Source organism: Haloparvum alkalitolerans, assembly GCF_050122995.1.
In the GTDB taxonomy this organism is placed as follows: Archaea; Halobacteriota; Halobacteria; order Halobacteriales; family Haloferacaceae; genus Haloparvum; species Haloparvum alkalitolerans.
The window spans coordinates 19115-38753 of the sequence record NZ_JBNLIA010000009.1; the positions used below are offsets into that span (position 1 = coordinate 19115).

The 19639-nt window shown below is 70.2% G+C and carries 17 protein-coding genes; 9 read left to right on the forward strand and 8 right to left on the reverse strand.

The window, feature by feature from the left end; translation table 11 throughout:
- Positions 1 to 9: 9 nt before the first annotated feature.
- Together ACQE3L_RS09965 and bcp are read left to right on the forward strand one after the other, a co-directional pair.
- A complete protein-coding gene (locus ACQE3L_RS09965) occupies positions 10 to 1020 on the forward strand; it encodes a DNA replication complex subunit Gins51 (protein WP_426963626.1) in 1011 nt (336 codons plus the stop codon).
- Positions 1021 to 1093: 73 nt separating this feature from the next.
- Positions 1094 to 1555 carry a thioredoxin-dependent thiol peroxidase gene (gene bcp / locus ACQE3L_RS09970; RefSeq protein WP_426963627.1) on the forward strand — a complete coding sequence of 154 codons (462 nt, stop codon included), beginning with the start codon at positions 1094 to 1096 and terminating at the stop codon, positions 1553 to 1555.
- 34 nt (positions 1556 to 1589) lie between these two features.
- On the opposite strand, the gene ACQE3L_RS09975 is transcribed toward bcp, so the two are convergent.
- Positions 1590 to 3170 (reverse strand): ABC transporter permease, encoded by a 1581-nt coding sequence (locus ACQE3L_RS09975; RefSeq protein ID WP_426963628.1) that lies wholly within the window; start codon positions 3168 to 3170, stop codon positions 1590 to 1592.
- A 124-nt stretch (positions 3171 to 3294) separates the two neighbouring features.
- Between ACQE3L_RS09975 and ACQE3L_RS09980 the strand changes: the two genes are divergently transcribed.
- The 3 genes from ACQE3L_RS09980 (at position 3295) to ACQE3L_RS09990 (ending at position 6426) form a co-directional block, all read left to right on the forward strand.
- Complete coding sequence (locus ACQE3L_RS09980; protein WP_426963629.1) at positions 3295 to 3891, forward strand: gluconate 2-dehydrogenase subunit 3 family protein; 597 nt, start codon at positions 3295 to 3297, stop codon at positions 3889 to 3891.
- Positions 3888 to 5522 carry a GMC family oxidoreductase gene (locus tag ACQE3L_RS09985; protein WP_426963631.1) on the forward strand — a complete coding sequence of 545 codons (1635 nt, stop codon included), beginning with the start codon at positions 3888 to 3890 and terminating at the stop codon, positions 5520 to 5522. The genes ACQE3L_RS09980 and ACQE3L_RS09985 overlap by 4 nt, the downstream gene beginning before the upstream one ends.
- 256 nt (positions 5523 to 5778) lie before the next feature.
- Entirely contained in the window at positions 5779 to 6426 is a 648-nt protein-coding gene (locus ACQE3L_RS09990) for a dolichyl-phosphate hexose transferase (protein ID WP_426963642.1), read from the forward strand.
- 169 nt (positions 6427 to 6595) lie between these two features.
- Here the strand turns inward: ACQE3L_RS09990 and ACQE3L_RS09995 are convergent, their stop codons facing one another.
- The 6 genes from ACQE3L_RS09995 to ACQE3L_RS10020 form a co-directional block, all read right to left on the reverse strand.
- The gene (locus ACQE3L_RS09995) at positions 6596 to 8812 is read right to left on the reverse strand and encodes an ArnT family glycosyltransferase (protein ID WP_426963633.1); all 2217 of its coding nucleotides are present in this window, start codon (positions 8810 to 8812) and stop codon (positions 6596 to 6598) included.
- A 4-nt stretch (positions 8813 to 8816) separates the two neighbouring features.
- On the reverse strand, positions 8817 to 9980 hold the full coding sequence (locus tag ACQE3L_RS10000) for an extracellular solute-binding protein (RefSeq protein WP_426963634.1): 1164 nt from the start codon (positions 9978 to 9980) through the stop codon (positions 8817 to 8819).
- A 38-nt stretch (positions 9981 to 10018) separates the two neighbouring features.
- A complete protein-coding gene (locus tag ACQE3L_RS10005; protein WP_426963635.1) occupies positions 10019 to 11206 on the reverse strand; it encodes an alpha-1 4-glucan-protein synthase in 1188 nt (395 codons plus the stop codon).
- 202 nt (positions 11207 to 11408) lie between these two features.
- Positions 11409 to 12335, reverse strand: a complete 927-nt coding sequence (locus ACQE3L_RS10010; RefSeq protein ID WP_426963636.1) for a DMT family transporter — start codon at positions 12333 to 12335, stop codon at positions 11409 to 11411.
- 7 nt (positions 12336 to 12342) lie between these two features.
- On the reverse strand, positions 12343 to 13392 hold the full coding sequence (gene idsA3 / locus ACQE3L_RS10015; RefSeq protein WP_426963637.1) for a geranylfarnesyl diphosphate synthase: 1050 nt from the start codon (positions 13390 to 13392) through the stop codon (positions 12343 to 12345).
- Positions 13389 to 14741, reverse strand: coding sequence for an RNase J family beta-CASP ribonuclease (locus ACQE3L_RS10020; protein WP_426963638.1), 1353 nt, complete (start codon positions 14739 to 14741; stop codon positions 13389 to 13391). Before ACQE3L_RS10020 ends, idsA3 begins: the two co-directional genes overlap by 4 nt.
- A 753-nt stretch (positions 14742 to 15494) precedes the next feature.
- Between ACQE3L_RS10020 and ACQE3L_RS10025 the strand changes: the two genes are divergently transcribed.
- Together ACQE3L_RS10025 and ACQE3L_RS10030 are read left to right on the forward strand one after the other, a co-directional pair.
- On the forward strand, positions 15495 to 15731 hold the full coding sequence (locus ACQE3L_RS10025) for an LSM domain-containing protein (RefSeq protein WP_058366912.1): 237 nt from the start codon (positions 15495 to 15497) through the stop codon (positions 15729 to 15731).
- Entirely contained in the window at positions 15728 to 15904 is a 177-nt protein-coding gene (locus ACQE3L_RS10030; RefSeq protein ID WP_080508449.1) for a 50S ribosomal protein L37e, read from the forward strand. The genes ACQE3L_RS10025 and ACQE3L_RS10030 overlap by 4 nt, the downstream gene beginning before the upstream one ends.
- 97 nt (positions 15905 to 16001) lie before the next feature.
- Here the strand turns inward: ACQE3L_RS10030 and ACQE3L_RS10035 are convergent, their stop codons facing one another.
- A complete protein-coding gene (locus ACQE3L_RS10035; protein ID WP_426963639.1) occupies positions 16002 to 16772 on the reverse strand; it encodes an alpha/beta fold hydrolase in 771 nt (256 codons plus the stop codon).
- A 209-nt stretch (positions 16773 to 16981) separates the two neighbouring features.
- Between ACQE3L_RS10035 and ACQE3L_RS10040 the strand changes: the two genes are divergently transcribed.
- Both ACQE3L_RS10040 and ACQE3L_RS10045 read left to right on the forward strand, forming a co-directional pair.
- A complete protein-coding gene (locus ACQE3L_RS10040; protein WP_426963640.1) occupies positions 16982 to 17227 on the forward strand; it encodes an Hsp20/alpha crystallin family protein in 246 nt (81 codons plus the stop codon).
- Complete coding sequence (locus ACQE3L_RS10045) at positions 17224 to 19500, forward strand: CDC48 family AAA ATPase (protein ID WP_426963641.1); 2277 nt, start codon at positions 17224 to 17226, stop codon at positions 19498 to 19500. The genes ACQE3L_RS10040 and ACQE3L_RS10045 overlap by 4 nt, the downstream gene beginning before the upstream one ends.
- Positions 19501 to 19639 lie beyond the last annotated feature (139 nt).

The window sequence follows — 19639 nt, forward strand, 5'->3', positions numbered from 1 at the left end:
GCCCCCCGCATGAACCTCGACGAACTCCGCTCCGTACAGGCGAAGGAACGGCGGAAGGACAGCCTCCAGCACCTGCGGGACGACTTCTACGACGAGGTCGCCTCCTACGTCGCGGACCTGCGCGCGGCCCGCGACCGCCGCGCGGAGTCCGTCGAGAACCCCTTCTCGGACGACGACGTGCGCCGGATGTCCGACGAGGTCGAGACCGCCGAGGAGGTCGCGGAGGCGCTCTACGAGCGACGCGTCGGCAAGGTCGTCAAGCTCGCCTCCTTCGCGGCCGCGGACATGCCCGTCGAGCGCGAGGGGATGACCAACCAGGAGCGCGAGCTGTTCGAGGACCTCGTCGGCCGCATCGAGGAGAACAAACGGAGCGTCCTCGACGTGCTGTCGGGCGAGACGGCGCCCTCGGCCGACGCGGTCGACGCGGCTCCCGACCCCGACGCCGCGCCGCGCACGGAGGGCGTCACCGAGGACGCGCCGACGCCGTCGGCCGACGACGACCCGGTTCCGCCCGCGGACCCCGCGACCGAGCGCTCCGCCGATGCTGACGGCGGCGCCGCGGACGAGGGCGGCGTCCTCGCGGACGCGATGGGCGCTGGCGGCGACGGCCCGTCCGCCTCGGACGAGCCGAGCGAGCCGACCGCGGGAACGAGCCCGGCCGAGCGGCCGAGCGCGGGCGCCGGGTCCGCCGACGCCGACGCGGACGGCGACGGCCGCACGCCCGTGGCCCCCGACCCCGCGCCGCCGGGCGCGCCCGGTGCGTCCGAGTCCGACGACGGCGGGAGAGAGGAGGCGGCCACCACCGACGCGGCGGCCGCTCCCGAGGAGGCCGAACCGCCTGAGACGCCCTCTATCGGCGAGATCGACGACCGGACGACAGTACGGATCACCGCCGACGTGGGAGAGATACTCGGCGTCGACGAGCGGGAGTACGACCTCGCCGCCGAGGACGTGGTGACGCTCCCCGCCGCGAACGCGGAACCGCTGATCCAGCGCGACGCCGCCGAGCGGATCGACTGAGGGGGCGCCTTTCGCGGTGACCACGGCGGCCGCGAGCGGAACGGCTTTCCCGGTCGCGCCCGCGCGTTCGACCATGCTCGACGTCGGCACCGACGCACCCGAGTTCTCGCTCCCCGACCAGCGCGGCGAGACGGTCTCGCTCGACGACTTCGACGGGGAGTACGTGGTCGTCTACTTCTACCCCCGCGCGGACACCCCCGGCTGTACGACCGAGGCCTGCAGTTTCCGCGACAACTGGGACGCGTTCGCGGACGCGGGCGTCTCAGTCGTGGGGGTCAGCGACGACCCCGTGGACGACCTCGACGCGTTCGCCGCGGAGTACGACCTCCCGTTCCCGCTGCTGTCCGACGAGGACGGTGAGGTGGCCGCAGCCTACGACTCCTACGGCGAGAAGAACATGTTCGGAAACACCTTCGACGGCGTGTTCCGGAACACGTACGTCGTCGGCCCGGACGGCGACGTGGTCCTCGCCTACGAGGGGGTCGATCCCGAGGAACACGCCGAGGAGATCCTCTCGGACGTGCGAGAACTCTGAGCGCCGCGACTCGCGACCGGTCGGGGCTTCCCCGCTACAGTCCCTCTTCGCGCTCCTGTGAGAGCAGCACCACCATCGAGAGCCCCGAGACCAGCAGCAGGATCAGCGACGGCACCGCGGCGTACTGGAAGTAGGCCGCCGCTTGCGCCCGCCAGATCTGGGTGACGATGGTCTCGAAACCCGTGGGGCGGAGTATCAGCGTCGCGGGCAGTTCCTTCATCGTCGTCAGGAACACGAGCGCGGCCCCCGCCGTCACGCCGGGCGCTATCAGTCGCAGCGTGACGCGACGGAAGGCGCCGCCGGGCGACTCGCCGAGCGTGCGGGCCGCCTCCACGAGCGTCGGGTCGACGCCGAGCGTCGCGGTGCGGATCGAGCCGAGCGCCTGCGGCATGAACCGGACGACGTACGCGAACACCAGGAGCGGGACCGTCTGGTAGAGCCACGGCGCGTAGCCGGCGCCGAAGTAGACCAGCGCGAGCGCGAGCACGACGCCCGGGACGGCGAACCCGAGGTACGTGACCCGCTCGAAGAGGTCCGTGAGCCGGGTTCGATGTCTCGCGGCGACGTACGCGACCGGGAGCGCGAGCGCCGCGGCGACGATGGCCGCCGCGAACGAGACGGTGACGGAGTTGAGCGCGAAGCTCCACTCGAACGCCAGCGAGGGGCGCGAACGACCGCCCGACCGGACGACCCACAGCAGCAGGATCCAGACCGGGACCACGAGCGCGAGCCCCGCCACGCTCGCGGGCAACAGCGTCGCCGGCCACCGGAACCGCCCGAGGCTCACCGTCCCCCGGTCGGTCGACGCGGAGCCGTCGCCCTGGACGGTCTCGTCGGGGCGGATCCGGCGCTCCAACGCGAGCACCACCAGCACGACCGCGAGCAGTTCTAAGGAGAGCAGGGCGGCGTAGTCCGCGCCGAAGGAGTTGTACTCGACGTAGATCTGTCGCGTGAACACCGCCAGCCGCATGATCGACGGCGTCCCGAAGTCGGAGACGGCGTACAGCGCCGCCAGCAGCGCGCCGGCCAGCACCGCGGGCCTGATGTGCGGCAGGGTGACGCGGCGGAACGCGCCCAACTGGCCGTGGTTCAGCGTGCGGGCCGCCTCGACGAGCGAGGTGTCGAGCGAGAGCAGCGACGCCCGTGTCGTGAGGAAGACGTACGGATACGTGTACAGCGTGATCACGAGCACCGCCCCCGGGAGCCCGTAGATCTCCGGCAGACGCTCGACTCCGAGCGGGGACAGGATCTCGTGGAACTCCCCCCGGGGACCGAACGCGGAGACGAACGAGAAGGCACCGACGTAGCTCGGCACGACGAGCGGCAGCGCGACCAGCACCGTCCAGAACCGGCGGAACGGCAGGTCGGTACGCACCGTCAGGAACGCCAGCGGCACGCCGATCAGCACCGAGAACGCAGTCACGCCCGCCATCAGCAGGAGGCTGTTGAACAGCACCTCCAGCCCGCCCGACTGGAACAGGAGTTCGCGCGCGCGGTCCGGATTCACCTTCGCGGCCTCGACGAACAGCCACGTCAGCGGGAACACCATCGCGGCCGCGATGGCTCCCGCCAGCAACGTGAGTCCAACCGACCGAAGCGATCGGGACCGGCTCATCGACTCCCCGTTCGGCGAGCGGACACTTGAGTGACGCCATTCGCCCACGCAGCCGGCCTCGTTCTCCGCACGAGCGGTCGTTCCACACCGATCCACATAAGTTTAGGTTCACCTAAGACGGCCCATGGAGCTGACGAGACGGGACGCCGCGGCCGCGCTCGCGGCGCTCGGGGTGGGCGGTGCGGCGGCCGCGGGCGTCCGCGAGTGGCGTCGCGGATCGACGCGCGACGGGTCGGGGGGCGGGGGGTCGTCGGGCGACGCGCTCGCGTCCGACGTCGCGGTCCGGGACGCCCTCGTCGCCGTCGCCGAGGTCGTCTATCCGAGCGAGGTCGAGGGCATCGCGGCGTTCGTGGAGTCGTTCCTGTCGGGCAGGCTCCTCGACCCCGAACGCGCTGCCGATGCGACCGCGTTCGAGCGGGAACACGATGCCGGCGTCCGCGAGACGGTCGCGACGCTGAACGACCTCGCGGTCTCGTGGTACGACGCTCCCGTCGCGGAGCTCTCCCCCGACGACCGCGACCGCCTGCTCCGGGAGGTCGGCGCCGACACGGCCGAGGCGGCCCCGGACGGCACCGACGCCGAGCGCGTCCGCTACTACGTCGTCAACGAGCTGCTGCTGGCGCTGTACGCCTCGCCGACCGGCGGCGAGCTCGTCGGCATCGAGAACCCGCAGGGCCACCCCGGCGGGACGGACAGCTACCAGCGGGGGCCGGCGCGATGAGCGGCGCGGACGGCGGCACGGACGGCGGCGCGCAGGGCGATCCGACCCCCGACCGCACGCCGGTCGAGAACGCGGACATCTGCGTCGTCGGCGCGGGGCCCGCGGGGGCGCTGGTCGCCGACCGACTGGCGGGGCGGGGCCACGAGGTCGTGGTACTCGACGCCGGGCCGCGGTTCGACCCCTCCACGCGGCGCCGCAGACAGGAGATGGCGATCAGGCCTGCCTACGACCGACCGGACGTGTGGGACGGCGACCCCGAGCGCGACGCCCACTCGGCCTCCGGCGAGTGGTTCTACCCGCTGAACCACGCCCGCGTGAAGGGCGTCGGCGGCTCGACGCTCCACTGGCAGGGGATGGTGATGCGGCTCCACGAGGACGACTTCGCATCGGCGACCGAGCGCGGCGTCGGGGTCGACTGGCCCATCGACTACGCGGACCTCCGTCCCTACTACGCCGAGGCCGAGGCCGAACTGGGCGTCGCAGGGGCCTCCGACAACCCCTACGCGCCGCCGCGCGAGGAGCCGCACCCCATGCCCGCCTTCGAGCCCTCCTACAGCGATTCGCTGTTCGCGGAGGCCTGCGAGGAACTGGGCATCGACATGCACTCGGTGCCGAACGCGCGCAACTCCGAGTCCTACGACGGCCGGAGCCAGTGTGTCGGGTACGGCACCTGCCAGCCGGTCTGTCCTTCCGGGGCGAAGTACGACGCGACGGTCCACATCGAGCGGGCCGAGGAGAAGGGAGCGACGGTCATCGACCGCGCGCCCGTGGAGTACCTCCACCACGACGCCGACCGGGTCACGGCGGCCGAATACGCCACGCCGGACGGCGACCGCCACAGACAGGACGCCGACGCGTTCGTGCTCGCTGCCGGCGGGGTCGAAATCCCGCGGCTCCTCCTGCTCTCGGAGTCCGAGACGTATCCCGGCGGACTGGCCAACTCCAGCGGCGCGGTCGGGAAGTTCTTCATGGACCACCTGTTCGCGGGGATGGGCGGAACGCTCGACGAGCCGACGCGACAGAACCACGTCGGCTTCCTGACCAGCGAGAGCCACCAGTTCTACGACGAGGCCGACGCGGAGGTCGGGCCGTTCAAGCTGGAGTTCTTCAACTACGCCGGTCCCTCGCCGGTGGAGATGGCGCTCTCCGGCGGGGACTGGGGCGACGACCTGCTGGACCGGCTGCGAGACGGGTACGGCACCCACATCGCGATGGGGGGGCTGGTCGAGCAGCTTCCGCGCGAGGACAGCTACGTCGCGCTCGACCCCGACAGGACCGACGACCGCGGCAATCCGGTGCCGGACGTCCACTGGAACGTCGGCGACCGCGCGCTCCGGACGCTCGAACGCGCTAACGAGGTCCAGCGGTCGGTGCTCGAGGAGCTCGGCGCGGAGATCGAGTGGAGCGTCGGTCCCGACAACACCGGCCCCGCGTACCACCACATGGGCACGACCCGAATGGGAACCGACCCGACCGAGAGCGTGGTCGATCCTGACCTCCGCACGCACGACCTCGGCAACTGCTGGATCGCCTCCAGCAGCGTCTTCCCCACCGCCGGCGCGATGAACCCGACGCTCACCATCGCGGCGCTCGCGCTGCGGGCCGCGGACGCGGTCGACGCGGCGCTTTGAGGGCGAGGAATCGCGGCCGACCGTTGTTTTAGGCAAACCTAAAAACATAAGTCCCCCCGGTCGCAACGAGCAGGTAATGAGTCAGGTACACGCGGGCGCGGACCCCGCCGAGCGACCCGATTCCGGTTATGACGAGTCGACGACCCAGCACGCGGCCGACGACGCGGAACCGGCCGCGGACGAGGCGACCGGCGAGAACGTCGCGACCGCGGAGGACGCCGCGGACGCGTACACCTTCGACGACCTCGCGGTCGTGATGGGCACCTACAACGAGGAGGCCGCCATCGGGACGGTGCTGGAGGACATCGAGCGCGTCACGGACGGCCGCGCGGAGGTCGTCTGCGTGGACGGTTCCTCGGACCGGACGCCGGAGATCGCCCGCGAACACGGCGCGACCGTCGTCGAGCAGGAGCCGCAGGGGTACGGCGTCGCGGTCCGCGAGGCCGTCCTGACGCCGGACCGGCCGGTCGTCGTCACGACCGACTGCGACGATACCTACCCGATGGAGAAGCTCCCCGAGTTCCTCGAGTTGATCAACGAGGGCTACGACGTGGTCAGCGGCGACCGCCTCTACCACGGCGCGGAGACGATGCCCGGGTTCAACCGCTTCGGCAACAAGGCGTTCGCGGCCATCGCGAGCGTCCTGATGACCGAGCGCGTCCACGACACCACCACGGGGATGCGCGCGTACCGCCGCGAACTGCTCCACGACATCGAGTGGACCGAGAACACCGGTCTCTCCGCCGAGCTCCTGATCCGGCCGCTGATGCGCGGCTACGAGATCCGCGAGGAGCCGATCCCCTACGGCGAGCGCGCCGGCGAGACGAAGCTCGACCCCATCGAGGGCGGTGCCGCCATCGCGAAGTCCATCGTGAAGGTCTGTCTGCAGGAGCGGTTCCGGTAGTCGTCTCGGGACGCAGTCTCGCGAAGAGGTGGGGTCTTCGACCCCGCGGCCGCGATCGGCGACTTTTGCTTCGGTTTCCGTCCCACCGTCGGAAGGAGGGTTTTCTGTCCTGCTGTCAGAGATGGATCTTCCGTCCTGCTGTTAGCGACCGCTCCGACCGCTCCGCCGGCTACCTCTCGGAGTCGCCCGCGGTCGCGGAGACGTTCGTCTCGAACGAGACGCCCGAGGGGTGTTCCTCGGGGTGGTCCGGGAGGTACGTCCCGCGGTTGTCACAGGCGTCGACCAGCGGGCAGACGGACCGCTCCGGGGGCCAGACGACCTCTACGCGGTCGCCGTCCGTTCTGACCGTCACCTCCTGTCGGTAGGTGAGCGTCGATCCGTCGAACCCCGTCAGCCGGACGAGGACCAGCAGCTCGTCCGTCTCCGCGACCGGGACCGCGGCGTCCGTCGCGTTCCCGTCGCCGCCCGCGGTGGTCCCCGCCCCGGGCCCCGCCGTCGGACCGGTCAGGCGCACCGTCGCCTCGTCGACCGACCACGCGACGGTCAGGTTTCCGCCCGGCTCGACCCGGCCGGCGTCGACCGGCGCGCTCACGTAGTCGCCCGCCTCGTTCTCTAGGCGGACGGTCGCGCGCTCGACGCCCGCGGGGACGCCGACCGTCGTCTCGGCGTCGAGCCGCTCCCCGCTCCGCACGTCCAGCCGCTCCAGCTTCGGCGTGACGTGCTGGTTCGGGTCGCCGGTCCACTGCCCCTGGTAGGCGTAGCGGTAGCTCGTTCTGTTCGGGAACGCGTCGAGGACGGCGAAGTCGCTCTCCGGGTCGCGGTCGAGCGCGTACACCGCGTCGCCGTCGAGCGTCCCGTCGTTCCGGAGGTACTGGAAGGGGTGGTTGAGCCAGTCGCCGTACGGCGTCGGAAGGAGCACGAGGGAGTCCTCGAAATCGGTCGCCTCGACCGGTTCGTACGCCCGGTCGTGCTTCTCGGTGTAGGCGGCGTTGCGCTCGACCGGTCCGTCCAGCACCGCCGCGTTCGCGGCGCCCGCGACGAGCACCCCCGAGAGCGCGAGCGCGACGAGGAGCGCGCGGACCGCGGTCGCGCGCTCGGGGCCGCCGTACTCGGCCAGCAGCCCGCGGGCGCGCCGCCATCCGGTGACCGCGCCGACCGCCGCGAAGATCGACAGCGGGACGAGCAGGTCGAAGTGGTAGAAGGGCCCGAACTGCGCGACGATGCCGTCCGTCGGGTCGGTGGCGTCCGCGAGCAGGTTGTGCGTCCCCCAGAAGAACAGGTTGCCGACCGGCACGGTCGCCAGCAGGCCGGCGACGAGAACGCCGGGCAGGCGCTCGCGAGCGGGAACGGCCCCGGCGCTCCAGCGACGAACCGCGACCGCGAGCCCGGCGACCGCGGCGGCGGTTCCGAGGAGCCCCGCCGTGAACCACCGGGAGATCAGGTACCAGAGCCCGTAGGCGTTCGTCTCCAGCGCGAGCGCGGGCGTATACGTCTCGGAGTGTCCGAGGATCTCGCGGTAGCCGAACCCGGGCCCGTCCAGCGGCGCGAACGCCTGATACGGGAACGTGAGCGGGTCGCCGGTCAGGTGAGCGTTGTACGCCAGCGTGACGCCGACGAACAGCAGCCCGAGCGCCGCGGTGTGGAGCTGGCGAACGACCGCCTCGCCGGGCGGCCACGCACCCGCAGTTCGCGCCGCCGACGCCACCGTCCACAGCGCGTGTGCGATGAACGGCGCCGCGAACAGCACCGCGGTGAACGGGCGAGCGAAGAAGGCCAGCCCGACGGCGACGCCCGCGAACGTCGCGTAGACGCGGCTCTCGCGACGCGTTGCGCGGACGTACGCGACCGCGAACAGCAGGTTCAGAAACGTGGTGGGGGCGTAGGGGAGGAACACGGACCCCGTCAACAGCGCCATCGGCGCGGCGGCGAAGACGGCGGCGGCGACGACGCCCACGCGCCGGTCGAACCCGGCCGACGCCAGCGCGTAGATGCAGGCGGCGTTGCCGGCACTCACCGCGGCGAGCGTGACGCGCGGCTCGTCGAACAGCGCTATCGAGACCGCGTACATCGCGGACGGCACCGGCGAGTACTTCGGGTAGAGCCGACCGCCGTCCTGCACGAAGAACCAGGGATGGACTGCGCCCGCGATCTCGCCCGCGAACAGCTGGAGCTGTCCGTCGAGCAACAGCCCCGCCTGTTGGAGGTACACCGCCTCGTCGTGGTTGCTGGAGTGATACGGGAACAGTCCCGTCGCGGTCAGAAAGGTCACGACGCCCGCCGCGAGCACGACGAGGGCGGCCGCGACCCGGACGCGAGTCGCGGGGTCCTCGCGAAGCCGCGTCCGGGCGCACGTCGCCGTGCGCGCGAGCGTCGTGCGGTCGACCACGGCCTCAGATGTCGATGCCGGCGTCGCGCATCAGGTCGACCGTCGCCTGGAGGTCGGACAGCTGCGCGAGGTCGATGTTCGGCACGTCGAGCTCGTCGATGCTCGGGAGGTCGCCGACCGGCGGGACGCCCTCCACGAGGGGGTACTCGAAGGTGCGGACCGCGAAGTAGTCCTGCGCCTCCGTCGACAGCAGGTGGCGGATGAAGTTCTCCGCGAGCGTCGGGTCGCTCGCCTGGTCGACGACCGCCGCGCCGGCGACGTTGAACACCGCGCCGGCGTCGCCCTCGGTGAACGTCGTGGCGATCGGCGGGTCCTCGCGTCCCTCGATGACGCGCTGGATGTAGTAGTGGTTCGTGAACCCGGCGTCGATCTCGCCGTCAGCGACGGCCTGCGATACGACGAACTCGTCGGGATACGACTCGATCCCCGCCTCCTGAATCGCGTTGAGCCACTCGCGGGTGGCCTCCTCGCCCTCGATGATCCGCATCGCGGTCACGAACGCCTGACAGGACCCGTAGGAGGGGGCCCAGCCGAGCTGGGCGTCGAGATCCGGGAACTCCATGACGCTGTCGGGAAGGTCACCCTCCGACAGCGCGTTGGTGTTGTACGGCACCGAGCGCGCGCGGCCCGACGTGCCGATCCACTGATCCGTGTGGAACTCCTCGCGCACGAGCCCGAGCAGGTCGTCGGAGAGCGCGGCCGTCCGTCCCTCGTCCGCGAGCGCGCCGAGAGCCCCCGCGTTCACCGAGTAGAACACGTCCGCGGGCGTCCCCTCGCCCTCGTTGACGATCTGGTTGACGAGGTCCGTGGCGCCGCCGTAGCGTATCTCCAGCGAGAAGTCGTCGTACAGCGACTCGATGTAGCTCACCAGCTGGCCGACGAGGAACTCGCCGCGGCCGGAGTAGACCGTCAGCTCCCCCTCCAGATCCGGCATCTCGGACATCGGCGTCCCGCCGAGTTCGCCGCGTTCGCGACCGTAGCCGAGCGATTCGAGGTCGTCGGTCCCGCTCCCCCCTTCGGTTCCGGGACCCTCGGTACCGCCGTCACCATCGCCGTCGCCGGTACAGCCCGCCAGTCCCGCGAGCCCCGCGGCCGCCGTGCCGCCGAGGAACGCTCGTCGGTCAACCGGTGCGTCGCCGAGCCGCGTCCGTCGGTCGTCTTCGGTCATGGGTTTAGGTTTGCCTAAAACAACTTATAGCCGTCGGATCAGGCCGCCGCCGACTCGGTCGCCTCGACGTCCGCGAGCGCGTCGAGGCAGTCGAGCCAGTCGTGCATGTGCTCGCCGACGTGGTTGAAGAACGCGCCGTTGCGGTACTCGTCGAACTCGCCCTCGACAAGGCGGTCGGCCATCGCCGCGAAGACGGTCGCGTAGTCGTCCGGCGTCGCGGCCGCGGGGTCGTCCGGCAGTCCCGCCGGCTCCACGTCGTCGACGAGCTCCCAGAGGTGCTCGTTGAGTTCGAGGCCCGCGACCTCGTTGTGGAGGTCGTCGAACGTCGAGCGGGGCGCCTTGTTGTGTTCACAGAGCGGCGCGCCGTTGTACACCTGCTTGCCGAGGAGATCCGCGGCGCGCTTCAGGAAGACGCCGCTCCAGATGTCGTCGAACCGCCCCACGTCCCACTCGTTGTCGTCCATCGGGAGCTGGTAGAAGGCCGGGATCACCTCGCGCTCGAACGCGAGGTTCATCGAGCAGACGGTGAGGTAGTTGTCGGGCGCGGCGACGAAGTCGTCCTCGAAGTCGTCCCGGCTCGTCCGCGTCTGGGCCTGTCCCTGCAGGTCGCCGTCCATCAGGATGCGGACCGCGTCGAGGTCCGGGACGTTGGTCCAGAGCCCCTGCGAGGCGACCACGTCGGTCACGTCCTCGGTGTCGGTCTCGACCGCCTCGTCCATCGCGGAGTAGGGGTAGCCGCGGGGGTAGAGGCCGTGCTCGTCGGCGTTCTCGTGGAGCACGTTCACCCACTGCTTGTCCGAGGAGACGGACTTGACCTCCCCCTCGAACGCGAGGTTCTCCATGTGGGTGCCGAAGAAGTCGTCCTCCGGGTGCGGGAGGGTGTCGTCGTCGATGAAGAAGCCGTAGTCGAACCGGTCGTGCGCCCACATGTACAGCAGGCCGAAGCTCGTCTCGGCGTGGCTGGCCGCGGGGACGACGTGGCCGTACTCCGCGACGCCGTGCGCCTCGTACCACTCCTCGCGGCGCGAGCCGTCGAAGACCTCGCCGGAGACGCCCTCCTCGTCGAGCATCGCGCGCATCTCGTCGGTCTCACAGAAGTCCTCGGTGACGAGGACGACGTGGAGCCGCGAGAGGTCGAACCCGTGGTCGCGAGCGTTCTCGAAGTACGCCCGCATGCACTCGTACTCTCGGATCGTCGGGACGATAACGCAGATGTCCTCGCTCATCGCTTGTCCGGTCGTGTGTTTAGGCTGGCCTAAAGGGTACCGATTCGGCTCGCCGACCGAACGGGAGCGGTCGGGCGGCGGTCGCCGTCAGAACCAGCCCACGACCGCCGTCAGAACCAGCCCACGACCGCCGTCAGAACCAGCCCACGACCGCCGTCAGAACCAGCCCACGACCGCCGTCAGAACCAGCCCACGACCGCCGTCAGAACCAGCCCGCGACCGCCGCCTTGACCCGGGGTATCTCCCGGCGGATCGCCGCCCGCTTCAGCAGACCGAAGCCGGCGACGATGACGACGAAGCCGGTCGCCGTGTAGACGGTCACCGGCTCGTCCAGAAGCACCGCGCCGGCGACCGTCGCGACCACGGGGACGACGTAGGAGACGAGGTTGACCTGGAACGCGCCGACCCGCTCCAGCAGTGCGAAGTAGAAGCTGTACGCGACCGCCGACGAGAGCAGTCCCAGGAACGCCAGCGCGAGCAGCGGCAGGGGCTCCGCGACCGGCGCCATCTGTCGCTCGCCGAGTCCGAGGCTGAACCCGTGGATCAGCAGGCCGCCGAGCAGCATCGCCCACGCGGTCAGCGCGACGCTCGGGATCGACGGGGAGACGGTTCGGATCCCCACCGCGCCGATCGAGACCGCCACCACGCCGATCAGGATGAGCCCGACGCCGACCGTCACTCCGCCCGTGAGGTTCGCCGGGTCGGGCTGGGCGACCAGCGCGACGCCGACGAACGCCAGTACGACGCCGACGTAGCCGCGGGCGTCGAGCCCGGAGTCGCCGAGCCAGGTCGCGGCCGCCGCCGCGGTGGCGATGGGGACCAGGCTGTACACGACGGCGGCGATGCCGCTCGTGGTGTACTGCTGGCCCACGAACAGCAGCGAGTTGTTGGCCGCCACCGAGAGCCCGCCGCTGAACCCGATCGCCACGAAGTCGGCGCGCGTCCGCGGAAGCGGGGCGTCCTGCGTGACGAGCACGTAGCTCACGAGCGCCAGCGCCGCCAGGTCGAAGCGGTAGGCGGCGAACAGGACGGGCGGGTAGAACGCCAGCCCGACCTCGATGGCGACGAACGACCCGCCCCACAGAAGCGCCACCGCCAGGAACAGGACGGCGTCGCGATAGCGTGACACGGCGGAGTCAGTAGCCTCGGCTGATGAGGTAGTCCGCGATGTCTTCCAGCAGGCTCCGCGCCTCGTTGTCCGGCAACACCGAGAGGTGGTCCTTCGAGCGCGCGGTGAGGTCCTCGGCCGTCTCGCGGGCGTAGTCGATGGAGCCGACCTCCTCCAGCGCCGCGACCGCCTCGTCGACCTCCGCCTCGGTGACTTCCGCGGGCGTCTCCGCGTCCACGAGGTCGTCGACGTCGACGCCCTGTTGGCGCGCGTGGAGGGTGATCAGCGTCTCCTTGTCCTCGACGAGGTCGGAGCCGCGCTGTTTGCCGAGCTGTTCGGAGGGGACCGTGAGGTCCAACACGTCGTCCTGGATCTGGAACGCGCAGCCGGAGTCGATCCCGTAGCGGTAGAGTGCGTCGACGACCTCCTCGCCGGCGCCAGTCAGGATCCCGGCGGTCGCGGCCGCGGCGCCGTACAGCACCGCGGTCTTCAGTTCGACCATCTCGAGGTACTCGTCGGGCAGGATGTCGTCGCGCTCCTCGAAGGCGACGTCGAGCGCCTGTCCCTCGCAGATCTTCGTGCAGGTCGACGCGAGCGTTCGCATCGCCTCCAGCCCCGCCGCGGGGTCGGCGCCCGTCTCCGTCATGATCTCGAACGCCTTCGAGTAGAGCGTGTCGCCGGCGAGGATCGCCGTCGACACGTCGTACTGCTCGTGGACCGCCGGCACGCCGCGCCGGAGGTCGTCCTCGTCCATGATGTCGTCGTGGATCAGGGTGAACGACTGGATCACCTCGATGGAGACCGCGGCGCGCATCAGGTCGAACGCGTCTGCCTCGCCCAGCGCCGGGAACTCCCGGTACGGCGTCGAGAGGGGCGGCACGTCCGTGACCGCCTCGGCCGCGATCAGCGTCACCGTGGGGCGGAGCCGCTTGCCGCCCGCCTCGAGGATGTAGCGGGACGCCTCGTAGAGGCGCTCCGGCTCGGCCATCGGCAGCTCGTCGTCGATCGCGTCGTTGACCAGCTCCCGGCGCTGGCCGATCGCGTCGAGCACCCGTTCTTCGGTCGCTTGGTTCGTCATTCGACCAGCTGGATGGTGTTGCCGTTTCGCGTGACGTGGAGGTCACGGCCCAGCTCGTACCCCTGCGAGTCGGCCAGGTCCACGTACGGGGAGAAGCCCTTCATGTTCTGGTGGGCCGGGATGACGTGTTGCGGCTGCAGCGTCCGCAGCATCTCGTAGTGGCCCTCCTCGCTGAGGTGGCCGGAGACGTGGATGTCGTCGAAGATGCGGGCGCCCTGCATGCGCAGCAGCGTCTCGGCCTGGTAGCGTTGCCCCTCGTTCGTCGGCTCGGGAATGACGCTGGCGCTGAAGATCACCTTGTCGCCGTCGTCGAACTCGTAGGGGGTCTCCCCGCGAGCCATCCGGGTGAGCATCGCGCGCGGCTCTCCCTGATGGCCCGTCACGATGGGGAGGTACTGGTCTTTGCCCTCCTCCATGATCCGCTTGAACGTGCGGTCGACGGACTTCCGGTGGCCGTACATGCCCAGGTCTCCCGGGAAGTTCACGAAGTCGAGGCGCTCGGCGGTGCCGGCGTACTGCTCCATCGACCGCCCGAGCAGCACCGGCTCGCGGCCCATCTCGCGGGCGAACTCGACGAGCGACTTCACGCGGGCGACGTGCGAGGAGAACGTCGTCGCGACGATGCCGCCGTCGTAGTCGGCGACGCTCGTCATCACGTCGTGGAGGTGGTCGCGCGCGACCGACTCGGAGGGCGTTCGCCCCTTCTGGCCGGCGTTGGTACAGTCCTCGATGTAGCAGAGGACGCCCTCGCCCTCGCGGCCGATCTCCGCGAACCGGTCCATGTCGATCGGGTCGCCCAGCACCGGGTCGTGGTCCAGGCGCTTGTCGAGCCCGTAGACGACCGCGCCCTCGGGCGTGTGGAGAACCGGGTTGATGGCGTCGATGATGGAGTGGGCGACGTTGACGAACTCCAGGTCCAGCGCGCCGGAGTCGCCGATCGGCATCGTCTCACCGGCCTCCATCTTCACCAGCTCGTTGCCCACGTCGAACTTGCTCTCGCCCTGGATCTGCTGTTTGACCAGCTCGATCGTGAACGGGGTCGCGACGATGGGCGCGTCGTAGCGGTGGGCGAGCTTCGGGATCGCCGCGATGTGGTCGAGGTGCCCGTGCGTCGGCACGATGGCCCGGACGTCGCCCTCGAGTTCGGACATCACCCGGTCGTCCGGGATGGCGCCCATGTCGATCAGGTCGAGACTGTGCATGCTCTCGGTCTCCACGTCGTCGTGGATCAGGACCTTGCTCAGGTTCAGGCCCATGTCGAAGATGACGATGTCCTCGCCCGCACGGACGGCCGTCATCTGTCGACCGACTTCCTCGTAACCGCCGATTGTCGCGATCTCGATTTCCATAGTTGTCCTGTGTGGACCGCCGCGGTGCGGCGATACCGGTCACTGAAACGCGGGTCGGTTGGGGCCGACGACCCCGGCGTGTGACAGCGCGTCGGCGAGGCCCCGCTACGGTCGAGCCGACTCGGCTCACCGTGTCCCGCGGGATGTGGTGATTCGGGCTACACGCCCGCTCGGTAAAAACTGTATGGGTCGGCGGTTTCACACGGATCGCCGGGAGACGCAGTGAACTCCATTTCTGTGTCTGTCGCGGATCCTGCTGATCGGGACAGCAACGCTCAGAACACCCCAGCCCGCTGCCCCTTTCATCCCCGCCTCGCACCGCGACCGTACCGCAGCCTCACGCCTCCCCAGCCTCGGCCGCGGGCCCGGCGCGGACCCGCAACGCAGCGCGGGACAAACCGCGTCTCGCTGGCCTCCGGCGTGCAGTGGCGCGCCGGAAATCGGAGATTTCCGAGCCGCCGTTCGCTCCGCACCGCGCTCACGGCGACGCCGGAGACACCGCATCGCGCCGGGCCCGCGACCTCCCTCGCGCGTTTCTCGCGCGCCGACCGCACCACATCCGCACCCGGACCGCACCGCACCACATCCGCACCCGGACCGCACCACATCCGCTACTGCACCGCTTCACGACCGCCCCCTCTTCGGACCGCGACGCTCGTTTTCGGTCCTCGTCTTCCCTACGTCCTCCTCAACCGCGACCTGACGCCGCCGGTCCCGACATTTTTAATAGTACGACGAATCGCGGTGTACATCATGAGTGGTCGACCCCTCGACGTGCTCGAAGCGTCGCTCGACGACGCGGTGACGGTTCACCTCAAGGACGGCACGACGTACTACGGAATCCTCGCCGGCTACGACCAGCACATGAACGTGGTCATCGAGCCGGAGGAGGCGGCCGAGGAACGCTTCGACGTCGACGAGGAGTTCGCCGTCGCGGTCGAAGACACAACGATTATACGCGGCGATAACGTCGTCACCATCAAAGCATGACCGGAGCCGGAACGCCCTCTCAGGGGAAGAAGAACAAGACGGTCCACGTGAAGTGCCGCCGCTGTGGCGAAGCATCCTACCACCTCAAGAAGGAGCGCTGCTCCTCTTGCGGGTTCGGCAAGTCGGCGAAGCGTCGCTCCTACAGCTGGCAGTCGAAGTCCGGCGACAACTGACGCGATTCTCCGCTGACCCGTTCTCTCCGCTCCCGAGCGACGGCGCTTTTGAGAACTCCCGTCCGGAACCGCCGGCTCTCAGACCCGCGACAGGCTCTCAGACCCGCGACAAGAACTCCGAGAGCGCCGCGTTGAACGCGGCCGGCTGCTCCAGCATCACGAGGTGGGCCGCGTCCTCGATCAGCGCGCGCTCGCAGCGCGGCATCTCGTCGGCGAGGTAGTCGTGGTACCGCGGCGGCGTGAGCCCGTCGTACTCGCCGACGACCGCGAGCGCCGGCACACCGATCTCCCCGAGCCGGTCGCGCACGTCGAACCGGTGGCAGGTGCGGAAGTCCCGCTCGGCGGTCGCGCGGCCGCACTCGCGCATCGCCGCCTCGGAGAGCTCGACGTACTCCTCGGGCGCGTCGTGGAACAGCCGGTCCTCGCCGTGGAGGAACGCGACCGCGCGGTCGAAGTCCTCGGCGAGCCAGTCGAGCAGGTCCTGTAACACGGCGAGTTTCGCGCCCGTGCCCGCGAGCACCAGTCCGTCGAGCGAGAGGTCGCGCTCCAGCGCGACCCACAGCGCGACCGCGCCGCCCAGCGAGTTCCCGCAGACCACCGACGCTCCCGTCTCCTCGGCGACCGCGACCACGTCGTCCGCGTACGCCGCGAGCGTCTCCGGGCCCGGTCGCGCGTCCACGTCCCCGCTTTCCCCGTGCCCGGACAGGTCGAGCGCCACTATCGGATGTTCGTCGGCCAACCGCGCCTGTGCCTTCCAGACGCCGTGGTTCCCGCCGCTCCCGTGCACGCAGAGGACGCCCGGCCCGTCCGCGTCGCGGTCCGAGACTCGGTAGGCCGTCTCGCGGCCGTGATGGGTGACCCGCTCCATGCGTCACACTCCGCGCGGCACCCTCAAAAATCCCGCACCGGATCACGGCCGGCGAACCACCCCCGCGACGCCGGCGTCGAGGCGAGGGCCGTCCGCGAATGCGTGCCCGAATCGCTACCCTACCGCTCAAACCCCTACACGTTCACGTCCGGCGATTCATTGGCGACAGGTTTATATACTCTCTCGGCTAACTTGGAGTTAGCACCAACATGAGACTCACACAATCTCAGGAGGGTGAAAGCCTCCTCCGTCGCTACGAGTACGACGACCGGCACGTCGTCGCCGCGGACGTGGGCGTCGACGACGACGCGGTCAGCGTCGACACCGTCGGCGACACCGCGATCGTCGTGATCGACCACGGCGACGGCGAGTCGGAGGCGGAACTCGACCTGCCCGGACCGGCCACGACGGTCGCGGTGACCAACGGCGTCCTCACCATCGAGGTGGAGAAATGAAGCTCACGGTCAAGCCGCTGAAGCAGAAGGACGCCGGCCGACGCCTCGCCGCGATCGACCGCGTCGCCGCAGACGAACTCGACCTCTCGGGCGGCGACTTCGTCCGCATCGAGGGGCAGTCGGGCAGCGCCATCGCCCGCGTCTGGCCGGGGTATCCCGAAGACGACGGCACCGGCGTGGTCCGCATCGACGGTCGTCTCCGCCAGGAGGCCAACGTCGGCATCGACGACCGCGTCGAGCTCGAGAAGGTCGACGTCAAGCCCGCCGACAGCGTCACCGTGGCGCTCCCCCAGCGGCTCGGCATCCGCGGGAACATCGAGGCGCTGATCCGCCGCGAGCTCGGCGGCCAGCCCGTCACGCCCGGCCAGAACGTCCAGCTCCCGCTGGGCTTCGGCTTCATGGGCGGCCAGTCGCAGGCGGTCCCGCTGAAGATCGCCGACACCAGCCCGTCGGGGACGGTCGTCGTCACCGACAGCACCGAGATCCACGTCTCCGAACAGCCCGCCGAGGAGATCGTCGAGCAGGCCGGTAGCGGCGCCGGCGCCGGCGGCGACGGCTCGCCCGACGTGGCCTACGAGGACATCGGCGGCCTCGACGAGGAGCTCGAGCAGGTCCGCGAGATGATCGAGCTGCCGATGCGGCACCCCGAGCTGTTCAAGCGGCTCGGCATCGAGCCGCCGAAGGGCGTCCTCCTCCACGGCCCGCCGGGCACCGGGAAGACGCTGATCGCGAAGGCCGTCGCCAACGAGATCGACGCCAGCTTCCACACGATCTCCGGGCCGGAGATCATGTCGAAGTACTACGGCGAGTCCGAGGAGCAGCTCCGCGACGTGTTCGAGGAGGCCTCCGAGGAGGCGCCCGCCGTCATCTTCATGGACGAGCTGGACTCCATCGCGCCCAAGCGCGAGGAGGCCGGCGGCGACGTGGAGCGGCGCGTCGTGGCCCAGCTCCTCTCGCTGATGGACGGGCTGGAGGCCCGCGGCCAGGTCGTCGTCATCGGCGCGACCAACCGCGTCGACGCCATCGACCCCGCGCTCCGGCGCGGCGGCCGCTTCGACCGCGAGATCGAGGTGGGCGTCCCGGACCGCGACGGCCGCAAGGAGATCCTGCAGGTCCACACGCGGAACATGCCGCTGACGGACGGGATCGACCTCGACGAGTACGCCGAGAACACCCACGGCTTCGTCGGCGCCGACCTCGAGTCGCTGGCCAAGGAGTCCGCGATGCACGCGCTGCGGCGGATCCGCCCCAACCTCGACCTTGAGAGCGACGAGATCGAGGCCGAGGTGCTCGAGTCCATCCAGGTCACCGAGAACGACTTCAAGGAGGCGCTGAAGGGCATCGAACCCTCCGCGCTGCGTGAGGTCTTCGTCGAGGTGCCCGACGTGACGTGGGCCGACGTGGGCGGGCTCGAGGACACCAAGGAGCGACTCCGCGAGACCATCCAGTGGCCGCTGGAGTACCCCGAGGTGTTCGACCAGTTGGACATGGCCGCCGCGAAGGGCGTCCTGATGTACGGCCCGCCGGGCACGGGGAAGACCCTGCTCGCGAAGGCCGTGGCCAATGAGGCCGACTCCAACTTCATCTCGATCAAGGGGCCCGAGCTGCTGAACAAGTTCGTGGGCGAGTCCGAGAAGGGCGTCCGCGAGGTGTTCAGTAAGGCCCGCGAGAACGCTCCGACCGTGGTGTTCTTCGACGAGATCGACTCCATCGCCACCGAGCGCGGTCGCAACCAGAGCGACTCGGGCGTCTCCGAGCGCGTCGTCTCCCAGCTGCTGACGGAGCTCGACGGGCTGGAGTCGCTCGAGGACGTGGTCGTCATCGCGACGACCAACCGCCCGGACCTGATCGACTCCGCGCTGCTGCGCCCCGGCCGGCTGGACCGCCACGTCCACGTGCCGGTGCCCGACGAGGACGCGCGCCGGAAGATCCTCGACGTCCACACCCGGCACAAGCCGCTGGCCGACGACGTGGACCTCGACGAGATCGCCCGCCGCACGGAGAACTTCGTCGGCGCCGACCTCGAGGCGCTCGCCCGCGAGGCCGCGATGGCCGCCTCCCGCGAGTTCATCGGCTCCGTCTCGCCCGAGGACGTGGGCGAGTCGGTCGGCAACGTCCGCATCACGATGGACCACTTCGAGGCCGCCCTCGAGGAGGTCGTCCCCAGCGTCACGGAGGACGTCCGCGACCAGTACGAGGAGATCGAGAAGCGGTTCCAGCAGTCCGACATCGAGGAGGAGCCGGACGCCACTGCCGGGCCGGCGTTCCAATAGGACCTTTTTCTGGCGTCGGGTGAGCGCGGCGCAGGCGCCGCGCTCACCGCTCCTTGAAAAAGCTCCACCAAAAACCGCGCCGCGGTCGGCGCTCGGTCGCTTCGCTCCCTCGCGCCTCCGCAGTACAACGATCTCGACA

Excerpts from the sequence above, each read along its gene's own strand:
- ACQE3L_RS10045 (WP_426963641.1), top strand. The coding sequence starts at position 17,224 with ATGAAGCTCACGGTCAAGCCGCTGAAGCAGAAGGACGCCGGCCGACGC.
- ACQE3L_RS10005 (WP_426963635.1), bottom strand. The coding sequence starts at position 11,206 with ATGAGCGAGGACATCTGCGTTATCGTCCCGACGATCCGAGAGTACGAG.
- ACQE3L_RS09980 (WP_426963629.1), top strand. The coding sequence starts at position 3,295 with ATGGAGCTGACGAGACGGGACGCCGCGGCCGCGCTCGCGGCGCTCGGG.
- ACQE3L_RS10000 (WP_426963634.1), bottom strand. The coding sequence starts at position 9,980 with ATGACCGAAGACGACCGACGGACGCGGCTCGGCGACGCACCGGTTGAC.
- ACQE3L_RS10025 (WP_058366912.1), top strand. The coding sequence starts at position 15,495 with ATGAGTGGTCGACCCCTCGACGTGCTCGAAGCGTCGCTCGACGACGCG.
- ACQE3L_RS10035 (WP_426963639.1), bottom strand. The coding sequence starts at position 16,772 with ATGGAGCGGGTCACCCATCACGGCCGCGAGACGGCCTACCGAGTCTCG.
- ACQE3L_RS09965 (WP_426963626.1), top strand. The coding sequence starts at position 10 with ATGAACCTCGACGAACTCCGCTCCGTACAGGCGAAGGAACGGCGGAAG.
- ACQE3L_RS09975 (WP_426963628.1), bottom strand. The coding sequence starts at position 3,170 with ATGAGCCGGTCCCGATCGCTTCGGTCGGTTGGACTCACGTTGCTGGCG.
- ACQE3L_RS09990 (WP_426963642.1), top strand. The coding sequence starts at position 5,779 with ATGGGCACCTACAACGAGGAGGCCGCCATCGGGACGGTGCTGGAGGAC.
- ACQE3L_RS09985 (WP_426963631.1), top strand. The coding sequence starts at position 3,888 with ATGAGCGGCGCGGACGGCGGCACGGACGGCGGCGCGCAGGGCGATCCG.
- bcp (WP_426963627.1), top strand. The coding sequence starts at position 1,094 with ATGCTCGACGTCGGCACCGACGCACCCGAGTTCTCGCTCCCCGACCAG.
- ACQE3L_RS10040 (WP_426963640.1), top strand. The coding sequence starts at position 16,982 with ATGAGACTCACACAATCTCAGGAGGGTGAAAGCCTCCTCCGTCGCTAC.
- ACQE3L_RS10030 (WP_080508449.1), top strand. The coding sequence starts at position 15,728 with ATGACCGGAGCCGGAACGCCCTCTCAGGGGAAGAAGAACAAGACGGTC.
- idsA3 (WP_426963637.1), bottom strand. The coding sequence starts at position 13,392 with ATGACGAACCAAGCGACCGAAGAACGGGTGCTCGACGCGATCGGCCAG.
- ACQE3L_RS10020 (WP_426963638.1), bottom strand. The coding sequence starts at position 14,741 with ATGGAAATCGAGATCGCGACAATCGGCGGTTACGAGGAAGTCGGTCGA.